General features: G+C 44.7%; 15 protein-coding genes, 1 tRNA gene and 1 pseudogene. 13 read left to right on the top strand and 4 right to left on the bottom strand.

Translation table 11 applies throughout. The features are described from left to right. Nucleotides 1-371, top strand: a pseudogene (locus tag ACLTL4_RS07960) (hypothetical protein); the annotation flags it as partial. 92 nt (nt 372-463) lie between these two features. Here the strand turns inward: ACLTL4_RS07960 and feoB are convergent. Next, nucleotides 464-2,800, bottom strand: coding sequence for a ferrous iron transport protein B (feoB, locus tag ACLTL4_RS07965; RefSeq protein ID WP_412291204.1), 2,337 nt, complete (start codon nt 2,798-2,800; stop codon nt 464-466). A gap of 553 nt (nt 2,801-3,353) precedes the next feature. Between feoB and panD the strand changes: the two genes are divergently transcribed. From panD to ACLTL4_RS07980, 3 genes are all read left to right on the top strand, one after another. After that, nucleotides 3,354-3,737, top strand: a complete 384-nt coding sequence (gene panD / locus ACLTL4_RS07970; protein WP_173896460.1) for an aspartate 1-decarboxylase — start codon at nt 3,354-3,356, stop codon at nt 3,735-3,737. A gap of 126 nt (nt 3,738-3,863) precedes the next feature. Next, on the top strand, nt 3,864-4,703 hold the full coding sequence (panC, locus tag ACLTL4_RS07975; RefSeq protein WP_022119874.1) for a pantoate--beta-alanine ligase: 840 nt from the start codon (nt 3,864-3,866) through the stop codon (nt 4,701-4,703). A gap of 3 nt (nt 4,704-4,706) precedes the next feature. Beyond that, a complete protein-coding gene (locus tag ACLTL4_RS07980; RefSeq protein ID WP_412291203.1) occupies nt 4,707-5,714 on the top strand; it encodes a bile acid:sodium symporter family protein in 1,008 nt (335 codons plus the stop codon). 189 nt (nt 5,715-5,903) lie between these two features. Here the strand turns inward: ACLTL4_RS07980 and ACLTL4_RS07985 are convergent. The 3 genes from ACLTL4_RS07985 to ACLTL4_RS07995 all read right to left on the bottom strand — a co-directional run bounded on the left by ACLTL4_RS07985 (nt 5,904) and on the right by ACLTL4_RS07995 (nt 7,620). Continuing rightward, nucleotides 5,904-5,974 (bottom strand) — tRNA-Trp (locus tag ACLTL4_RS07985). Between the two features lie 150 nt (nt 5,975-6,124). Further along, nucleotides 6,125-6,907, bottom strand: a complete 783-nt coding sequence (locus ACLTL4_RS07990) for a type III pantothenate kinase (RefSeq protein ID WP_022119876.1) — start codon at nt 6,905-6,907, stop codon at nt 6,125-6,127. Nucleotides 6,908-6,978: 71 nt separating this feature from the next. Next, nucleotides 6,979-7,620 (bottom strand): ECF transporter S component, encoded by a 642-nt coding sequence (locus tag ACLTL4_RS07995; protein WP_147632327.1) that lies wholly within the window; start codon nt 7,618-7,620, stop codon nt 6,979-6,981. 233 nt (nt 7,621-7,853) lie between these two features. On the opposite strand from ACLTL4_RS07995, the gene coaBC reads away from it, so the two are divergent. From coaBC to ACLTL4_RS08040, 9 genes are all read left to right on the top strand, one after another. After that, complete coding sequence (gene coaBC, locus ACLTL4_RS08000) at nt 7,854-9,104, top strand: bifunctional phosphopantothenoylcysteine decarboxylase/phosphopantothenate--cysteine ligase CoaBC (RefSeq protein WP_173896458.1); 1,251 nt, start codon at nt 7,854-7,856, stop codon at nt 9,102-9,104. A gap of 121 nt (nt 9,105-9,225) precedes the next feature. Next, the gene (locus tag ACLTL4_RS08005; protein ID WP_412291202.1) at nt 9,226-9,453 is read left to right on the top strand and encodes a hypothetical protein; all 228 of its coding nucleotides are present in this window, start codon (nt 9,226-9,228) and stop codon (nt 9,451-9,453) included. A gap of 209 nt (nt 9,454-9,662) precedes the next feature. Continuing rightward, on the top strand, nt 9,663-10,523 hold the full coding sequence (locus ACLTL4_RS08010; protein ID WP_173896457.1) for an Mrp/NBP35 family ATP-binding protein: 861 nt from the start codon (nt 9,663-9,665) through the stop codon (nt 10,521-10,523). A gap of 313 nt (nt 10,524-10,836) precedes the next feature. Then, the gene (locus ACLTL4_RS08015; protein WP_022119881.1) at nt 10,837-12,150 is read left to right on the top strand and encodes a putative DNA modification/repair radical SAM protein; all 1,314 of its coding nucleotides are present in this window, start codon (nt 10,837-10,839) and stop codon (nt 12,148-12,150) included. A 149-nt stretch (nt 12,151-12,299) separates the two neighbouring features. Further along, entirely contained in the window at nt 12,300-13,088 is a 789-nt protein-coding gene (locus ACLTL4_RS08020; RefSeq protein WP_173897905.1) for a TIGR03915 family putative DNA repair protein, read from the top strand. Between the two features lie 190 nt (nt 13,089-13,278). Then, entirely contained in the window at nt 13,279-13,506 is a 228-nt protein-coding gene (locus tag ACLTL4_RS08025; protein ID WP_022119883.1) for an HPr family phosphocarrier protein, read from the top strand. 108 nt (nt 13,507-13,614) lie between these two features. Continuing rightward, on the top strand, nt 13,615-15,990 hold the full coding sequence (locus tag ACLTL4_RS08030; RefSeq protein ID WP_412320395.1) for an ATP-dependent DNA helicase: 2,376 nt from the start codon (nt 13,615-13,617) through the stop codon (nt 15,988-15,990). A gap of 82 nt (nt 15,991-16,072) precedes the next feature. Then, on the top strand, nt 16,073-19,882 hold the full coding sequence (locus ACLTL4_RS08035) for a phosphoribosylformylglycinamidine synthase (protein ID WP_412291201.1): 3,810 nt from the start codon (nt 16,073-16,075) through the stop codon (nt 19,880-19,882). A 447-nt stretch (nt 19,883-20,329) separates the two neighbouring features. After that, a complete protein-coding gene (locus ACLTL4_RS08040) occupies nt 20,330-20,950 on the top strand; it encodes a hypothetical protein (RefSeq protein WP_412291200.1) in 621 nt (206 codons plus the stop codon). The last annotated feature ends 188 nt before the right edge of the window (nt 20,951-21,138 follow it).

A 21,138-nucleotide genomic window follows, 5' to 3' on the forward strand; every position in this document is an offset into this window, starting at 1 on the left:
AATGGGATGAGCAGAAAATGAGTGGAACAGAAATTTTAAGGCTTGCACAGGGAAGCTATTCTTATTTCCGCTATGATCCGGTTTATTCGGGGGCATTAAATAATATCATTCAGGCAAAATGTGAAGATAAACTCCTTGCACAAAGAGTAAATGAACTGGTAGAAGTAGAACATAAACTAAGAAATATTGCAGCTCACAATATTGTTTCTGTTACCCAGGAATGGGTAAAAGAGAGAACCGGAAAAACAGTAGATGAAACCATATGGATTATAAAATACATTTGTGAATGTGTGAAAATCAATACAAGAAAAGAAAACTGGGCTTCGTATGATCTGATGAATGAGCAGATATTAAAAGCACTGGAAGAGTGATCAGATATATAAAAACGTTTAACAGACTAAGATAAAAGACAGAGAAAACGTAGATAATATGTTTTCTCTGTCTTTTGTGCATTTTTACAGAATCACAGAAAACTTCCAATCAGATGTACCACAAATGCTGCAAGCCACGCGATTACACACTGCCATACAACCACTCCGATTGCCCATCTTTGTCCAAGTTCACGTTTGATGGATGCAATTGCAGCCACGCAAGGGGTGTAGAGCAGGCTGAATACAAGAAGTGATGCGGCCGACAGGGTGGAAAGTGCAGTGTTGACGTTTCCGGCAAAAAGAATTTCCAGTGTGGATACAACACTTTCCTTTGCCATAAATCCGCTGATCAGTGAGGTACAGATCCGCCAGTCACCAAGTCCGAGAGGCTGAAACAGCGGTGCGATCATTCCCGCAATTGTAGCAAGGATGCTGTTCTGTGAATCCGTTACCATGTTCAGATGCAGATCAAAGCTCTGCAGGAACCAGACAACGACAGTAGCGACCAGGATTACGGAGAATGCTCTCTGCAGAAAGTCTTTGGCTTTTTCCCATAAAAGCTGACTTACATTTTTAAAGCCCGGAAGTCGATAATTCGGAAGTTCCATGACAAACGGAACAGCTTCGCCTTTAAATAAAGTGCCTTTATAAAACAGGGCGATCAGGATACCCATCACAATGCCAAGAATATAAAGTCCTGCCATGATCAGCCCGCCGCGTCCCGGGAAGAATGCATTTACAAAAAATGCATAGATTGGAAGTTTGGCACTGCAGCTCATAAACGGAGTCAAAAGAATGGTCATTTTCCGGTCACGTTCACTTGGAAGTGTTCTGGTGGACATGACAGCCGGAACGGTACAGCCAAATCCAATCAGCATCGGTACAATGCTTCTGCCGGACAGACCGATCTTTCTGAGCAGTTTGTCCATAAAGAAAGCAACGCGGGCAATGTATCCGCTGTCTTCCATTAAAGAAAGAAAGAAGAACAGGGTTACGATAACCGGCAGGAAACTTAAAACAGAGCCGACGCCGGAAAAGATTCCGTCAATCACAAGTCCGTGAATGGCCGGATTGACATTTGCGGCAGTCAGCACATGATCGGTTACTTTTGTCAGTGCATCGATGCCGAGTGCAAGAAGATCCTGAAGACATGCACCGATCACGTTGAAAGTCAGGTAAAAAACAGCGACCATGATTCCGACAAAACATGGGATGGCAGTATATTTTCCAGTAAGGATACGGTCAATCTTCTGGCTGCGGATATGTTCCTTGCTTTCTTTTGGCTTAACAACGGTTTGACGGCATACTTTTTCAATGAAAGAGAAACGCATATCAGCAATGGCAGCATTGCGGTCAAGACCTCGTTCTTTTTCCAACTGCAGCACGATATGTTCCAGCATTTCTTTTTCGTTCTGGTCAAGGGCAAGCTGCTCCAGGATCAGAGAGTCTCCTTCGATGGCTTTGCTTGCTGCAAAACGTACCGGAAGTTTTGCACGCCTGGCGTGATCTTCAATCAGATGGATCACAGCGTGGATGCAGCGATGAACGGCACCATCATAGTCATTCTCATCACAAAAATCCTGTCTGGTCGGGCGTTCCTGATATTTTGCAATATGAAGGGCATGGCGGACAAGCTCATCCACACCTTCATTTTTTGCAGCGGAGATCGGGATGACCGGTACACCGAGTAAAGCCTCCATGCCATTGATATCGATTGAACCGGAATTTCCGGTCACTTCATCCATCATATTCAAAGCGACAACCATCGGGATGTTCATTTCAAGCAGCTGCATGGTCAGATACAGATTTCGTTCAATATTGGTGGCATCCACGATATTAATGATCGCCTTTGGCATTTCATTTAAAACAAAATTCCGTGAAACAATTTCTTCACTGCTGTATGGAGACATGGAATAAATGCCCGGAAGGTCTGTGACCAGTGTGTCCGGATGCCCTTTGATCGCACCGTCTTTCCGGTCAACCGTTACGCCCGGAAAATTGCCGACGTGCTGGTTGGAGCCGGTCAGCTGATTAAAGAGTGTTGTTTTTCCACAGTTCTGGTTTCCGACCAGAGCATAAGTCAGTACCGTGCCGTCCGGAAACGGATGCTCACTGCTTTTTTCATGATATTTGCCGCCCTCGCCAAGCCCCGGATGTTCCCGCTTGAAATGTTTCTTTTCCGGAAGTGGATGTTCTCTTTTCTCAGAAATTTTTTCAATTTCAATTTTCTCGGCGTCCGCAAGACGCAATGTCAGTTCATATCCATGGATCTTTAATTCCATCGGATCACCCATCGGAGCCATTTTCTGGACCGTGACCTCTGCACCGGGGATCATGCCCATATCAAGAAAGTGCTGACGAAGAGCACCTTCGCCGCCAAGCTGTGTGACAACAGCACTTTCGCCTATCTTTAGTTCTCTAAGTGTCATATGTCCTCCTTGAATTGGTAAAGCGGACATTCACAATCCGCTTCTCTGCCTTCAAAATTTGTAATTATATATGATTCTTAAAATTGAGAAATATTCTCACCAAATGTATCATACCGCACTTATCTGCAAAAGAAAAGTGATAATTGTTTCTCGACAACAGAAAATTATATCAGATGTGAGATGACTTCCGCCTTTGTGGGAGGCGGGTAACAAGATTGTATCAGTGGCGGCGGGCAATAATAAACATTGACAAGGGAGGAAAACAATGCCATAATACCGCTTGAGATAGTATTTGCAGGCAAAGCTATACTCGTACTGAATGAAAAAAATCAAACATTACAATGCAGATCCCGGGGACAGAGAAAACTCTCAGAACCTGGACAGGGAAAATCAAAAAACAGAGCTTATATTTAAAACGATTAAAGTAAGACTTTGAAAACAGGGAAATGAAGCAGCATTTTCAGGGTCACTTTATGCCTTGAAGGTGTTTTTTTAGTTGGATTGAAAGAGTCAACTGACTTGATTTTTCTGTGAGCATGGAAAGGAATTAGAAATGATAGTAGAAATGTTAAAAGGTAAAATTCACCGGGCGACCGTTATTCAGGCGGAGCTGGATTATGTGGGAAGTATTACCGTGGACGAAGAACTTCTGGAAGCAGCAGGAATTTTAGAATATGAAAAAGTGCAGATCGTGGATGTGAACAATGGAAGCCGGTTTGAAACGTATACAATCTGCGGGGAACGCGGAAGTGGCATGATCTGTTTAAATGGTGCAGCAGCACGCTGTGTCAGCACTGGAGATAAAATTATTATCATGGCTTATGGACAGTATGATCCGGAAGAGGCGAAGAACCATAAACCATCCGTTGTGTTCGTAGATGAGAAAAACAAGATCAGCAGAATTTCATGTTACGAAAAACATGGACAGTTGGGGTGATATCAGTATTGATCTGAACCAGACCTGTATTCGTGACAGGATTCTGTTTTGTATATGATATAACATGATTTTTGAAGTTCAGTTCAGAGACTATCTCGTAATCTATAAAAAGAGGAGAGAAACAAAATGCAGGTAACAAAAACAGTCGAGGAGACAAGAAAGCAGATAAAACAATGGAAAAAAGAAGGAAAGACCATCGGCCTGGTGCCGACTATGGGATTTCTTCATGAAGGACATGCAAGTCTGATCCGTAAATGCAGAGAACAGAATGATATTGTTGTGGTTTCTGATTTTGTAAATCCGACGCAGTTCGGCCCAAATGAAGATTTAGAGGCATATCCGAGAGATTTCGAAAGAGACAGTAAGCTTTGCGAAAGCCTTGGAGCAGATCTGATCTTTGCACCGTCTCCGGAAGATATGTATCATGATCCACATGCTTTTGTAAGTATTGATACCTTATCAGAAACACTTTGCGGAAAAACAAGACCGATTCATTTTAAAGGTGTGTGCACGGTTGTCACAAAACTGTTCCACATTGTAGCACCGGATCGTGCTTATTTTGGAGAAAAAGATGCACAGCAGCTTGCAATCATCCGCAAAATGGTAAAAGATCTGAATTTTGATATTGAGATTGTCGGATGTCCGATCGTCCGTGAAGAAGACGGACTGGCAAAATCATCCAGAAACACTTACTTAAATGATAAAGAGAGACAAGCGGCACTTTGCCTTTCAAGAGCAGTAAAGACCGGAAAAGAAGTAATTTACACAGGAGCAGATGCAAAAGAAGTGCTGAATCCGATGAAAGCGATCATTGAGGCAGAACCGCTGGCACGTATTGATTATGTTATGATGGTAGATGCACTTACGATGCAGCCGATAGAAAAAGCAGACCGTGATGTGCTGGTAGCGATGGCAGTCTATATCGGAAAAACAAGACTGATCGACAACTTCAGCTATGGTGTGTAGCCTATGAAAAATATCATGCATAAAATCGGAAAAATCAGTTCCTTTTTGACCAAATACATCGGTGTGATCATCATTGCATTTTCCGTGCTTGCTTTTTTCTGGCGGGACGGTTTTGCGTGGACGACTAAATACACTTCGGTATTTCTTGGAGTGGCGATGTTCGGAATGGGGCTCACGATCCGGATGGAAGACTTCAAGGTTGTATTTTCAAGACCAAAAGAAGTAGTGATCGGATTTGTGTCGCAGTATACGATCATGCCGCTGATTGCCTGGACCCTCTGTATGATTTTAAAACTTCCGACGGAACTGGCACTTGGTGTGATCCTGGTCGGCTGCTGTCCCGGCGGAACGGCGAGCAATGTGATCACGTATATTGCAGGGGGCGATGTGGCACTTTCTGTTGGTATGACGATCGCTTCCACTTTGATCGCTCCGCTGATGACACCGCTTCTGGTTTATATTCTGGCAGGAACCTGGGTGGAAGTGTCTTTCTGGGCAATGGTGATCTCAGTGGTAAAAGTAATCCTGATCCCGGTACTTCTTGGAATTTTGATCCGGACACTCTTTGGAAAGCAAATTGAAAAAATTTCAGAAGTGCTGCCGCTGATCTCCGTTGTATCGATCGTGATGATCATTTCCGGAATTGTAGCCATCAATGCAGAAAAAATTGTAAGCTGCGGTGTGCTTGTACTGATTGTTGTGGCGATCCACAATCTGTGCGGTATGGGACTTGGCCTTCTGGCAGCAAAAATATTTCATATTGAATATTCCAAGGCAACAGCAATCGCAATTGAAGTCGGAATGCAGAACAGCGGACTTGCCGTTTCCCTTGCGACTGCAAATTTTGCGACAAGCCCGCTGGCAACACTTCCGGGAGCAATCTTCAGTGTCTGGCACAATATTTCCGGTTCCGTTTTTGCGGGAATCCGAAGAAAAGGGCTGACACCAGGACACCAGGCTGGACAAATCCAAGACGTTCACAGAGATGACGTGCATGGATGTTGGAAATAACGCCATCTTCAACGACCTCATTCCAGATCTCGATCATGGAAGTGAGGTCGTTTTTTTGTGTACTTCTGTCTTGTGATATCCATTGCATATTTGCTCATAAGAATGCACAGACCGACAATCAGACAAAAAATAAAGTTAAGAATATGCAAAAAAACCGAAAAGTCTTTTGAGACCTTTCGGTTTTCATAACAGGGGATGAGAGAATCGAACTCCCGCTAAAAGTTTTGGAGACTTCTGTCATACCATTTGACCAATCCCCTGTATTGTGTCCGTGACACGTCCTATATATTAGCAAATATTTCTGAAGTTGTCAATGACTTTTTTGAAAGAACAGTAAATATTTTTGTATAACAATTCAGAACGGTGCAGATTTCAGTCTCGGTATATAGAAATTTGTTCTAAAAGTACTTTTATCCGGCATGACGTGGAGTGCGATTCTTATAATAAATGTATTTCAGACCTTTTAAGAGCAGCTCGTCATCAAGAATGACATGTTCCAGACAGTGCGGAACGATGAACCGTGCAAGCCCTCCGGTAGCGACTACCGTTGCTTTTTCACCAAGTTCACGGTTGATACGCTGGATCATTCCATCCAGACAGGAAGCATTTCCGTAGATCATACCGCTCTTCATGCAGTCGATGGTGTTGGTTCCGATCAGGCGGCGGGGTTCTTCCACACCGATACGCGGCAACTGTGAAGTGCGGCTGGTCAGAGAGTCAGTAGAAACACGGATTCCCGGAAGAATCATGCCGCCGATATAATTTTTCTTATTGTCGATCACAGAGATCGTGGTCGCTGTGCCAAGGTCGATCAGGATCAGCGGAACCGGATATTCACTGATGCCGGCCACCGCATTGACAACCAGGTCACTTCCGAGTGTTTTCGGATTATCCATCAGAATATTCAGACCGGTTTTTACACCGGGACCGACGATCAGCACTTCAGCATCGGTAATTTTATGGATCGAATCACGGATCACATTGGTGATAGGCGGGACAACAGAAGAAATGATGGCACCTTCGATTTCCTTTGCATCGATCTGATAAATTTCCAGAACATTTTTAAAGCTGATAGCATATTCCAGAGTTGTATGTGTTGTATTGGTGGAAAGGCGTTCGGTGAAGAGAACTTCGTCCCCACGGATACAGCCGACCACAATGTTTGTATTTCCGATATCAATTGCAAGAATCAAAATATCCTCCATTCTGCGAAGGCACAGGGCGTATGTATTCAGATCGAACGCACGGAAGCTGTGCCTGCGATTTAGTTAGCAGAAGCGTTTGAAAGATTAGGAACAACCTTCAGCAGTGCTTTTGTGATGACAGTGACAAGGATTGCGGCAGCAATCGCTTCCGGGATGCCGGATGCAGTGACCGTACCCATGATCAGGCCGAACACCGCGGTGCGTGCCACATCTTTGGCAGCGGCATACTGTCCGGCAAAGAGCAGATAAATACTGCCCATAACAAATATCGTATTTACCATCGAACCGACAAAACCAGTGATGATAAGGGAAAGATAAGAATTCGCTTTCAGTTTTCGAAATAAGATCCAGAGCCATCCGGAGATCACGCCGATCATAATGCGGCATCCAACCGAGATCCAGATCGCTTTTACCACGCCAACAAGACCGGTTGTACTCAGAAACGGAGAAAAAGCAAACGAAAGAAGTGTTGGAGCGGTTGTATTGCTGATCAGGGAACAGATGCCGAAAATCGCTCCCAGGATCGCACCGGCGGATGGACCCAAAAGAATCGCACCGATGATAACCGGGATGTGTACAGTTGTCGCCTTAATAATCGGAAGCTGGATCATTCCAAGCGGTGTGTTAGCCAGAAGAATGACGATCGCTGCCATAAGTGCAACACTGACCAGGTATCGAGTGTCTTTTTTCATAGTAAAAATCCTCCTGAAAAATATGGATATAAGTAGCCGGGCAAAGGAAAACAGGAACTGTTTTGTGTCCATTTGCTCCTTGGCTCATAAACATCAGTATCATAGCATAGCAGATTTTAAATGACAAGGGAAACAGTGTAATTTTTCCAGGCAGGCTGACAATACATAAAAAGTATGTTATGATAAACAAAAAAAGTTTTATCATTGCATAAATAATTTAGAAAAGAACGTGAGGTTTTGTGATGTTAAAGGGAAAAACGGTAATACTTGGGATAACAGGAAGTATTGCAGCATATAAAATGGCAAATGTGGCAAGTATGTTAAAGAAACTGCATTGTAATGTGGAAGTGATCATGACAAAGAATGCAGTCAATTTTATCAATCCGATCACTTTTGAGACGCTCACCGGAAATAAATGTCTGATTGATACGTTTGACCGGAATTTTCAGTTTCAGGTAGAGCACATTTCACTGGCAAAGAGAGCAGATCTTCTCATGGTCGCACCGGCAAGTGCCAATATAATAGGAAAGCTTGCAAACGGGATCGCGGATGACATGCTGACAACGACGGCACTTGCATGCACCTGTCAGAAGATCATTGCACCAGCGATGAACACCAATATGTACCTCAATCCGATCGTGCAGGACAATATGAAACGTCTTCAGAACTATGGTTTTGAGATGGTGGAGGCGGCGAGCGGACATCTTGCCTGTGGTGATTCCGGAATCGGCAAACTTCCGGAAGAAAAGCTTCTGGTTGAACATATTGTGAGAAGCATTGCACGTGAAAAGGATATGAAAGGGATGAAAGTTCTGGTCAGTGCCGGAGCTACGATGGAAGCAATCGATCCGGTTCGCTATATCACAAATCATTCAACAGGAAAAATGGGATTTGCCCTGGCGAAAGCTGCGATGCTGCGTGGAGCTTCCGTGACGGTTGTAAAAGGGCACACCGAGGCAGAGGAGCCGCATTTTGTAAAGATGGTTCCGGTAAAAAGTGCACAACAGATGTTTGAAGCAGTCAAAGAAGAGGCTGCGGATGCAGATATTGTGATTATGGCTGCAGCAGTAGCAGATTATCGTCCGAGTGAAGTTTATGATCAGAAAGTCAAAAAATCTGATGGCGAGATGAGCATTGCCCTTACCCGCACACAGGACATTTTAAAATATCTTGGGGAAAACAGAACCGCAAAAACATTTTTATGTGGATTTTCCATGGAAACGGAACACGTTATAGAGAATTCCCGCAAAAAACTGGAAAAGAAAAATCTGGATATGATCGTTGCAAATAATTTAAAAACAGCAGGAGCCGGATTTGGCACAGATACCAACGTGATCACGATCATCACAAAAGACAGTGAGCAGGCATTTGACCTGATGAGCAAGGCACAGGCAGCAGACTGTATTCTGGATGCCATCTGTAAGCAAAAAAATCAGAATCCTTTTTTGGCGGATGCTATGGAGTGCAGACTGCACAGCAATTCGGTCAGCTAAATGTCAGCAAAGCTGATCGGAATCACGTGGCAGGTCTCACATGCGTTCATGAGCAAGTAGCGAAGCGGATTGTGAATGTCCGCTTTACTATTACGATCAAATAGAAAAAGAGGGAATCAGAATGAAAGAATATGAAACAGTCTGGGAAATTTTTAATGAATGTGCGAATAATCAGATGCGGGATGTCTTTATCGATGAGATCTGCACAGATGATCCGGAAAAGTTTGTGCTGGATAAATTCAAGGGAAAAGAAGTAAGCTGTGAAAAAAGTGTTCTTCCGGATGGGAGCATTGTGTTTGACATTATGGCTTCCGGGATCCGACAGAGATATACGTTTACGGAAATTTGAAGTCTATCTATTAGAAATAGTTTCGTGGATCTGTGCAGATGGTAAAGGTACGAAACATTCACTATGGTTTTGGATAGCAGGTTGTAATCCTTGAAAAAATGCGTTATAGTTAGCTGGTAATTCCATTGAGAAGCGATTCTTCATGGTTTTTATATGATGACTGTAAAAACAGTTACGATAAGGATAAATTTGTATGAGGAGGTTTGAAAATGGCTGAGAAACAATGCAGCAGCAGCGGCTGTACCAAAGAAAGCTGCGAGGGATGTCCATCTAAAAATAAACCGACAAGTTTTCAGGTGGCTTCCAATGAATATACAAAGGTGAAACATGTGATCGGCGTTGTCAGCGGAAAAGGCGGCGTCGGTAAATCTATGGTAACGGCATCTCTGGCGAACCTGATGGCAGAAAAGGGCTATCGTGTCGGTATTCTGGATGCAGATATCACAGGACCGTCCATTCCGAAAATGTATGGACTGCACGGACCGGCTCAGGCGGACGATAATGGTATTTATCCGCCGCTGGCAGAAAATGATATCAAAGTTATGTCTATCAATCTGCTGATGCCGGATGAAGAAGCACCGGTTATCTGGAGAGGACCGGTTATTTCCGGTATGGTTAAACAGTTCTGGACAGATGTGATCTGGGGAGAACTGGACTATCTGTTCGTGGACATGCCGCCGGGAACCGGAGATGTACCTCTGACCGTATTTCAGTCGCTGCCGCTGGATGGTATCGTGATCGTATCCTCACCGCAGGATCTTGTTCAGATGATCGTAAAGAAAGCATACCATATGGCAAAAAGCATGAATGTGCCGATCCTTGGTATTGTGGAAAACTACAGCTATCTGGTATGTCCGGACTGCGGAAAGAAGATTTCTGTATTCGGTGAAAGCCATATCGAAGAAATTGCAGGCAAAATGGATCTTAAGGTACTTGGAAAGATGCCGATCGATCCGTCCCTGGCAGAACTTTCTGATAAAGGTGATTTTGCAAAAGCAGAAAACAAATATCTGACGGATGCATTTGAAGTACTGCATCAGCTGGATCGTGTGAAAAAAGAAGAGGAGTAGGTTCCAGGGTCTTTCACCCACCTATGAGTAAGCTCATATGGTTTTAGACCTTTTGACCACTGGCATCATCATATTATAAAAGCAGCAAATGTATAAGAAATTTCTTATGCATTTGCTGCTTTTTGATTTTGTAAAATTTATTCTTATTAAACGTTTGCAGGTGCACAGGTTTTGTAAATGTTCTTCTTGGAGTTTTTTGACAAAAACCAGAAAATATGTTCGGATTTCCGGCACTTTACACTTGCATTTTGCAGAAAGCTATGCTATAATACGAACAAATATTCGAGAACGTAAGTTCGAGAAAGGGCAGAAGATGGTAATACAGGAAAATCTTGGGATTCTTGATAAACTGAAAATTTTAAGTGATGCAGCGAAGTATGATGTGGCCTGCACATCAAGCGGGACCAAACGAAAGGGCAGCGGCACAGGAATCGGGAATTGTGTGGAAGCCGGTATCTGTCACAGCTTTTCGGCGGATGGCAGGTGTATTTCTCTTTTGAAAATTCTGCTGACCAACGAGTGTGTCTATGACTGCAAGTACTGTATCAACCGATGCAGTAACGATGTGCCGCGTGCCACATTTACGCCGGAAGAGGTCTGTCAGCTGACGATCGAGTTTTACCGGCGTAATTATATAGAAGGATTATTTTTAAGCTCCGGTGTACTGCAAAATCCGAACTACACGATGGAGCTTCTTTATCAGACACTCTGTCTGCTTCGTACGAAGTACCGTTTTGAAGGATATATCCATGTAAAAGCGATTCCGGGGGCTTCGCCGGTTCTGATTGAAAAGACCGGTTATCTGGCGGACAGGATGAGTGTCAATCTGGAGCTTCCAACAGCGGAAGGACTGAAAAAGCTGGCACCGCACAAGAGCCGCAGGACGATCCTTGCACCGATGCGGCAGATCCAGACCATGCGGCAGGAAAATCAGTATGATCTGACGGTATATCGCCGGAGTTCGCGGTTTGTGCCGGCAGGACAGAGTACGCAGATGATCATCGGTGCGACTCCGGAGAATGATCTGCAGATTATTTCGGTTGCCGAGTCTCTCTATCAGAAGTTTCAGATTAAGAGAGTCTTTTATTCGGCGTTTGTTCAGGTAAATGAAGATGCAGCACTTCCGACACTGCCCGGTGGTCCTCCTCTTTTACGGGAGCACAGACTTTATCAGGCGGACTGGCTGATGCGGTTTTATGGATTTGAGGCAGGTGAGCTTCTCTCAGAAAAGCGTCCGAATTTCAATGTATTCTTAGATCCGAAGTGTGACTGGGCGATCGGCCATCTGGAGCAGTTTCCGGTGGAAGTTACCACCGCGGATTACCATACCCTTCTGCGTGTCCCGGGGATCGGAGTCAAGTCCGCAAAGCGGATCGTCCAGGCGAGAAGATATGGAAGTCTTTCTTTTGAAGGCCTGAAAAAGATGGGGGTTGTTTTAAAGAGAGCAATCTATTTTATCACCTGCAGCGGCAGGATGTACTATCCGGTCAGGCTGGAAGAGGATGCGATCGTCCGTAATCTGCTTGCTGGAGAGAAGCAGGATGCCCGTATGGAAGTGCCGAAATATCATCAGATGTCGCTTTTTGATGATACTATGCCATTTGCGGATCTGCCAAATATGAGGTGACTTACACTTCGTCAGGGACGTATTACAGGAGTACAAAACAGAGAATTATTTACAGGACATTTTTTAAGCAAATCAAGTAAGTTCCCTGCTTCAATTGCGAAAAGCAATAAGCAGTGTGTGGACTTGCTGGTATCAGGAGGATGGATAGTATGACCGTATTTTTGTGCGAGGACAGTGTGTGCGGGATCCTGACCGGGGTTTATGATGCGTGGGACAGTAGACTGGGACATGCAAATGTAAAACTCGCCCTGAAAAAAGGATATCAGCCCGAGCTTTTTACAGACTGTCAGGAGGTGGGACCGGATGCAGAGAAGGCAAATAAGGTACTTCGCACTCTGGATCGAAAAATGTACCTGGAAGATTTTGAAGCTCTCTATCAGGCTCTCCTCTCAGCAGATGATCAAAAAGCAGATGACATCTACAGAATGATTGTGCTGGCACTGCATACCGGGAAAAAGCTCATCCATGCACTGGAGCATCCGACCATCTTTCGCATTTTCCGAATGGCGAGAAAAACTGGGAGGGAGGCAGGGCACTGTTGTGAATTTCTGAGATTCCGGGAGCTGGAAAAGGGGATTCTGGTTTCTGTGATCGCACCGCAGGCACAGGTTCTGGCGTTGATCGGAGAGCATTTTGCAGACCGTTTTCCAATGGAGCATTTTATGATCTATGACAAGACGCATCAGGCGATGCTGGTGCATGAAGCAGGAAAGGAATGGGTGATCTGGGAACACATCGAAGCTTTCGATGAAACAAAACTGAAATTGTCCGATAACGAGAAAAAAATGAGCCGGGGATGGCAGATTTTCTTTGATACGATTGCAATTCAGGAACGAAAAAATGAAAAACTGCAGCAGCAGCTTCTGCCATTAAAATACCGCCCATATCAGACGGAACACCTTAAAAAAGAAGAAAAATGTGCACTTTTTTCCAAATAGAAGCGTTGTATCCTGTCAAAATGTTGCCTTTTTTTGTTGTTTTTTACATAAAAAACGTAAAAAATCACATTGACAAATAAAGAGCTTGGTGTCATAATACGTGCAACGTAAAAACAAAGAGATTTTTCTTGCAGAGATTGCGGGAATGATTTCGAGACACAACATTTCGCAGAACAGGAGGATGCAGATTATGTTGGAAAAGAAAATCAAACTTACGGAATATGAAGAAGTCAAGGAATTTGTTCATGCCGCTGAAAAGTGTGATTTTGACATTGATGTATTTTATAACAGGATAATCATTGATGCCAAATCTATGCTGGGAGTGCTGAGTCTGGATTTGTCAAGAGAATTAACCGTAAAATATGGCGGTAAAAATAACGCTTTTGAAAATGTGTTATGTAAATACGCATGTGCATAAAGAAGAGCATATGATCTGAGATCATATTCCGATCATAAAAATGCTGCAGTACGAAGTGAGTCCAAAAGACAGAGCTTTGTCCTGCAGCAATTTTTTTGCAGAATCAGTATGGGAGGGAGTAAAGTGGAAAAGTTTCGGATATCGGTACGTTCGCTGGTGGAGTTTTTGCTGCACAGCGGCGACATTGACGGCGGAAAGGGCGGTATGGCAGATAAGGAAGCCATGCAGCTCGGAAGCCGGATACACAGGAAAATACAGGGCAGCATGGGAGCCGGATACCGACCGGAAGTTTCTCTGAAGGCCGAGATTGTAAAAGAAACGTTTACACTTTTCGTAGAAGGACGGGCAGACGGTATCCTGGAACAGGACGGGCGGATCACGGTGGATGAGATAAAAGGGGTGTACCGCAGTCTGGATGCTATGGAAAAGCCGGATCTACTGCATCTGGCACAGGCGAAGTGTTATGCGGCGATTTACGGAAGTGAGCAGAAACTGGATGTGATTTCGGTGCAGATGACATACTGCAATCTGGAAACAGAAGAGATTCGGCGTTTTGTGCAGGAGTTTTCAGTAAAAGAGCTGAAAAGCTGGTTTGATGAATTGACGGAGCAATACTGCAAGTGGTGTGAAATGCAGGTGAAATGGAAAACGTGTCGGCAGGAAAGCATCCATGCCTGTGTTTTTCCGTTTCCTTACCGGGAAGGGCAGAAACAGCTGGCGGCAGCTGTATACCGGACGATCGCACACAGGAAGAAACTCTTTATCCAGGCACCGACCGGTGTCGGCAAAACCATATCCACGGTCTTTCCAACAGTAAAAGCAGTCGGTGAAAATCTTGGTGAAAAGATTTTTTATCTGACGGCGAAGACGGTCACAAGGACCGTTGCAGAAGAAGCTTTTTCTGTTTTAAAAGGCAAAGGGCTTCGCTATAAAGTACTGACGCTGACAGCAAAAGAAAAGATCTGTCCACTGGAAGAGGCAAAATGCAATCCGATCGAATGTCCGTATGCGAAAGGGCATTATGACCGGGTGAACGAAGCAGTTTTTGAGATGCTGAATGAGACCGAGGTGTTTGACCGGGAAGCCATTTGGAAACAGAGCGAAAAATGGAAAGTCTGCCCCTATGAGATGACGCTGGATCTTTCGATGTGGGTGGATGCCGTGATCTGTGACTATAATTATGTATTTGATCCGAATGCAAGGCTGAAGCGTTTTTTTGGGGACAATATAAAAGGAGAGTATCTGTTTCTGATCGATGAGGCACACAATCTGGTGGAACGAGGACGGGAAATGTACAGTGCAAGTCTTTGCAAAGAGCGATTTCTTGAAATTCGCCGCCTGTTAAAAAGCAAAAGCAGAAAAATCAGCCGTACGCTGGAAAAATGCAACCGGGTTCTTCTGGAATGGAAGCGGGAATGCGAAGATTATCAGATACGAAAAAATATAAGTGAGCTGATCCTGCCGCTGATGAATCTCTGTGGTGAACTGGAAGATTTTCTGGAAGAGGAACCGGATGGAGAAGTGCATGAAAAATTGCTGGAATTTTATTTTGAAGTTTCTAAATTCTTGAATATTTATGATCTGGTGGATGATCATTATGTGATCTACACGTACTATGCACCGGACGGAAGTTTTTTAGTGCGTCTCTACTGTGTGGATACATCGGCAAACATCCAGAAATGTCTGGACAAAGCGAACGCAGCTGTCTTTTTCTCGGCAACGCTTCTTCCGGTGCAGTATTACATCAGTCTGCTGAGTGAGGCGAAGGACGATTATGCAATCTATGCCAGGTCTCCGTTTGATCCAAAAAACCGTGCTGTTCTGATCGGAACGGATGTCAGCAGCCGTTATACAAGAAGAGGTCAGGAAGAATATATGCGGATCGCAGCTTATATCAAACAGACGGTCATGCAGAAAAAGGGAAATTATCTGGCATTTTTTCCATCCTATCGTATGCTTCAGGATGTGATGGCGTGTACCGGGCCGCAGCTGGATACCAGTATTCGCTGTATCTGCCAGACATCCGGAATGACTGAGGAGGAAAGAGAGGCATTTCTGCATGAATTTGAGCAGAAGCGAAAAGAGGACGAGGGACTTCTGGGATTCTGTGTGATGGGCGGGATTTTTGGAGAAGGGATCGACCTGAAAGAGGACAGTCTGATCGGAGCGATCATCGTCGGAACCGGTATTCCGCAAATCTGCCGAGAACGTGAGATTCTCAAACAGTATTATGATGGAAGAAACGAGGACGGTTTTGCCTATGCCTATCGCTATCCGGGGATGAACAAAGTTCTGCAGTCCGCAGGAAGAGTGATCCGCACCGCACAGGATCGGGGCGTAGTGCTGCTGCTTGACGAACGCTTTGCGAAAAGTGAATACCGGAAGATGTTTCCGAGAGAATGGGAGGAGTGTGAGTATTGCAGCCGGAGTAATGTAGCAGACAAACTCGGGCGTTTCTGGGAGCTTTCAGAATACGAGCACTAAAATACGACTTGTCAGAAAATCTGTCAGGTGATACAATAGCAGACAGGTAACTAACCAACCAATACAGAGCATGGAGGAACTTATGAGCAGCGTAAGAAGAGTATATGTGGAAAAGAAGCCGGCTTTTGCTGTACAGGCAAAGGATCTTCGGCATGAACTCCGTAAATATCTGGGAGTATCCGGACTGACCGGAGTCAGAGTACTGATTCGTTATGATGTGGAAAATATATCGGATGATGTTTTTGAAAAAGCATGCAAGACCGTTTTTGCAGAACCGCCGGTAGATACCCTTTACAAAGAAAGTTTCGAGATGGCAGAGAACGCACGCGTCTTTTCTGTAGAATTTCTTCCTGGACAGTTTGACCAGAGAGCAGATTCCGCAGTACAGTGTGTGAAATTCCTGAATGAAGAGGAAGAACCGGTGATCCGTTCTGCCACCACGTATGTGATCGAAGGCGAAGTGAGCGATGAAGAGTTCGAAGCTATCAAACATCACTGCATCAATCCGGTTGATTCCCGGGAAATAGGCATGGAAAAACCGGAAACGCTGGTTGCAAAATTTGAAGAGCCTGCAGATGTGGCGATCCTGGACGGATTTCAGGATATGCCGGAGGCAGAACTGAAGAAACGGTACGATTCTTTGAATCTTGCAATGACCTTCAAAGACTTTTTACATATCCAGAATTACTTCAAATCCGAAGAACACCGTGATCCGTCCATGACCGAGATCCGTGTTCTGGATACCTACTGGTCTGATCACTGCCGTCATACAACATTCTCAACAGAACTGAAGAATGTTGCATTTACCGATGGATATTACCGTGAGCCGATCGAAGGCACCTATCAGAAATATCTGGCTGACCGTGCAGAGATCTTCAAAGGAAGAGAAGATAAATTCGTATGTCTGATGGATCTGGCACTGATGGCAATGCGTAAACTCAAAAAAGAAGGAAAACTCGATGACCAGGAAGAATCCGATGAGATCAATGCCTGCAGTATCGTAGTTCCGGTTGAGATTGACGGAAAGACAGAAGAATGGCTGGTTAACTTTAAGAACGAAACACACAATCATCCGACCGAGATCGAACCTTTCGGTGGTGCGGCAACCTGTCTTGGCGGTGCGATCCGAGATCCGCTTTCCGGACGTACCTATGTATATCAGGCAATGCGTGTGACCGGTGCGGCGGATCCGACCGTTTCTGTTAAAGAAACACTCAAAGGTAAGCTCCCACAGAAAAAACTGGTACGTGAGGCAGCCCACGGCTACAGTTCCTACGGTAACCAGATCGGTCTTGCAACTGGATATGTCAAAGAAATCTATCATCCGGATTACGTTGCAAAGAGAATGGAGATCGGAGCTGTTATGGGTGCCGCTCCGCGTAAAGATGTAAAGAGAATGACATCTGATCCGGGCGATATCATCATTCTGCTTGGCGGACGTACCGGTCGTGACGGTATCGGCGGTGCAACCGGTTCTTCCAAAGTCCACACCGAAGCTTCCATCGAAGTGTGCGGAGCAGAAGTACAGAAAGGAAATGCACCGACCGAACGTAAGATCCAGAGAATGTTCCGCCGTCCGGAAGTCAGCAGACTGATCAAAAAGTGTAACGACTTTGGTGCAGGCGGTGTATCCGTAGCGATCGGAGAATTAGCAGACGGATTGAACATTTACCTTGACAAAGTGCCGAAAAAATACGCAGGTCTTGACGGAACCGAGATCGCCATCTCCGAATCTCAGGAACGTATGGCTGTTGTCGTAGATCCGAAAGATGTTGAGGAATTCCTGAAATACGCAAACGAAGAAAACCTGGAAGCAGTAGAAGTGGCAGTTGTCACAGAATCCCCGCGTCTTGTCCTGATCTGGAGAGACAAAGAAATCGTAAATATTTCCAGAGCATTCCTGGATACAAACGGTGCACATCAGGAGACCGATGTAAAAGCAGAGATTCCTTCACAGGAAAATAAATATTTCACAAAACCGGAAGTAACAGATGTAAAAGAAAAATGGCTCTCCATGCTGGCTGATCTGAACTGCTGTTCACAGAAAGGTCTTGTGGAAATGTTTGACAGTTCCATCGGAGCAGGCTCTGTGCTGATGCCGTACGGCGGTAAATATCAGCTGACAGAGACACAGGCAATGGTTGCGAAACTTCCGGTACTGGAAGGTAAGACAGACACTGTAACGATGATGAGCTACGGTTTTGATCCGTATCTGTCAAGCTGGAGCCCGTATCATGGAGCAATCTACGCTGTGATCGAGTCCGTTTCACGTATCGTTGCAGGCGGCGGAGATTTCAGCAAGATCCGTTTCACTTTCCAGGAGTACTTCCGTCGTATGACCGAAGATCCGGCAAGATGGAGCCAGCCGTTCCTGGCACTGCTTGGTGCATACGATGCACAGCTCGGATTTGGACTGCCGTCCATCGGAGGAAAAGACAGTATGTCCGGAACCTTCAATGAGATCGATGTTCCGCCGACACTGGTATCTTTTGCTGTAGATGTGGCAAGTGACAAGACCATGATTACACCGGAACTGAAAAAAGCGGGAAACAAACTGGTTCTGCTGAAAATCGAGCGTGATGCTTATGATCTGCCGGATTATGAGAAGATCATGGATCAGTATCATAAATTCTTTGAAGATGTTAAAGCAGGCAGGATCGTATCTGCCTATGCACTGGACGGAAATGGTCTGGCAGCAGCGCTCAGCAAGATGGCATTTGGTAACCACAAAGGTGTCAAGATCGATGCACAGGTAGCAAAAGAGGACCTCTTTGCAGCAGATTTCGGAAGCATCGTAGCAGAAGTACCGGCAGATAAAGTGGCAGAGCTTACGATCGCAGGCGTTGTGGTTGGTGAAGTAGAAGATGATGCAGTGCTTTCCTATGGGGATGTAAAAGTTACAATGGAAGAGGCTCTGACTGCATGGAAAGGTACGCTGGAGAAGGTATTTAAAACCGTATCCGGAGCAGAGAAAAACGACGGACCGGCACCGGAGAGCATAGAAGCACAGCAGGCAGCAGATGGCGGCACGATCGACGAGAACGGCTGCTATCATGCAGGAAGCGTTTATGTATGCAAACATAAAGTGGCCAAACCGCGCGTATTTATTCCGGTATTCCCAGGTACAAACTGCGAATACGACAGCACAAAGGCATTTGAACGTGCAGGTGCAGAAGTGGATGTCAAAGTATTCAAAAACCTGACAGCAGAAGACATCCGTGATTCTGTCAATATTTTTGCAAAAGCGATCGATCAGGCACAGATCATCATGTTCCCGGGCGGATTCTCAGCAGGTGATGAACCGGATGGTTCTGCAAAATTCTTCGCAACAGCATTCCAGAATGCAAAGATGAAAGAAGCCGTTACCAGACTTCTGGAAGAGCGGGACGGACTGGCCCTTGGTATCTGTAACGGATTCCAGGCACTGATCAAACTGGGACTGGTTCCTTACGGAAAGATCACCGGTCAGACACCGGATTCTCCGACACTGACCTACAACACCATCGGCCGCCATATTTCCAAGATGGTCTATACAAAAGTTGTGACAAACAAATCCCCATGGCTGGCACAGGCAGAGCTCGGAGCAACTTACTGCAGTCCGGCATCGCATGGCGAGGGACGTTTCGTGGCAAGCGAAGAATGGATCAAAAAACTCTATGAAAACGGCCAGATCGCAACACGTTACGTGGATGCAGACGGCAATGTTCAGCTTAACGACGAAGAATGGAATGTCAATGGTTCCTACTATGCAATCGAAGGTATCACAAGCACGGACGGACGTGTGCTTGGTAAGATGGCTCATGCAGAGAGAAGAGGAGATTCCGTTGCAATCAATATCTTTGGCGAGCAGGATATGAAGATCTTTGAATCCGGAGTTGCTTACTTTAAATAAGATTTCAGATGATATAATATAAGCGTCAAAAGTCTGAACTGCGATTGTGCCTGCCACAAATGAGCACTTTAGACTTATTGACACGCCGAACACCGAAAACGTGATAAAAAAGTTCCAGAAAGTGATATTGACTTTCTGGAACTTTTTTGATACTGAGATGAAGAAAAAGTAATATCCATCATGTAAGCTTTGCACCAGGAACAGCAGAACGTTTTTCGGATTTTCAAAGAACAGCGATTTTCTGTCGACAGGATATGACACATTTTGCGAATATGGATTAAAAAAAAGAGTACAAAAAACAGAGGATACGCAGAAAAAACGTTCGAAGTATCCATGCGTGTCACAGGTATAAAATGGGTTGAAATAGGTGAAATGCTGTAGTAAAGTTATGGCACGCACGACAAAAATCGAAAAAAGAAACGTGCGGCATGAGGGAGGAGAAAAAGTATGTATATTCAGGAAAAAGGTGCCAATCGTAATATCTGTCAGCAGGTCTGCTGTATCACTTTCGGAGAAACCAGTTCTGGTCCGGTGTTTGGAAATGAAATTGAAAAAAAGCGTTTCCTGGATATGCTCCTGAATGCGATACAGGATCTGAAAATCAATGTATATGCATATTGTGTGCTGGATTATGAGGCCTATATTCTCGCAACGGCAGATGGCAGAAAAAAGATCCGTCTGGCGATGCAGAAAACAAAGCAGCAGTTTCAGGAACATTACAGAAAGAGATTTCCGGAAAGCAAAGAGAAATTTCAGATCGAATATGAATGGCTGAAAAGATATGATATGAAACAGATCATGCAGCTTGGAATAGCATTCCATTTTCTGCCGGTAAGGTACAATTATGTGCAGATGCCGGAAGATTACTGGTGGACCAGCCTGAAAGAATACGAGCTGCGGTATCGTTCTGGAATCATAAGACCGGAAATTTTTTTAACCAAACTGGCTGGCAGCCAGAAACAGGCACTTCGAAAGATCAAAGCCCTGCACCGGCAGGCACAGCCAGAAGGGGAGAGACTCTATAGAGATGTTTCTATATATAAAAACGTTTCAGAAAAGAAAAAGTAACGCAAAAATGTGTAAAATGTAGGAAAAAAACAAAAAAACAAAAAATCAAAAAAAATTGAAAAAAGGTGTTGACATTTTACATCAATCCGTATTATAATAGCGAAGCAGTCAAGCGATGAACTGCAAAACAAAAACGACATGGGATCTTAGCTCAGCTGGGAGAGCATCTGCCTTACAAGCAGAGGGTC

This window comes from Hominisplanchenecus sp., from assembly GCF_046967715.1.
Taxonomy (GTDB): Bacteria; Bacillota; Clostridia; order Lachnospirales; family Lachnospiraceae; genus Hominisplanchenecus; species Hominisplanchenecus faecis.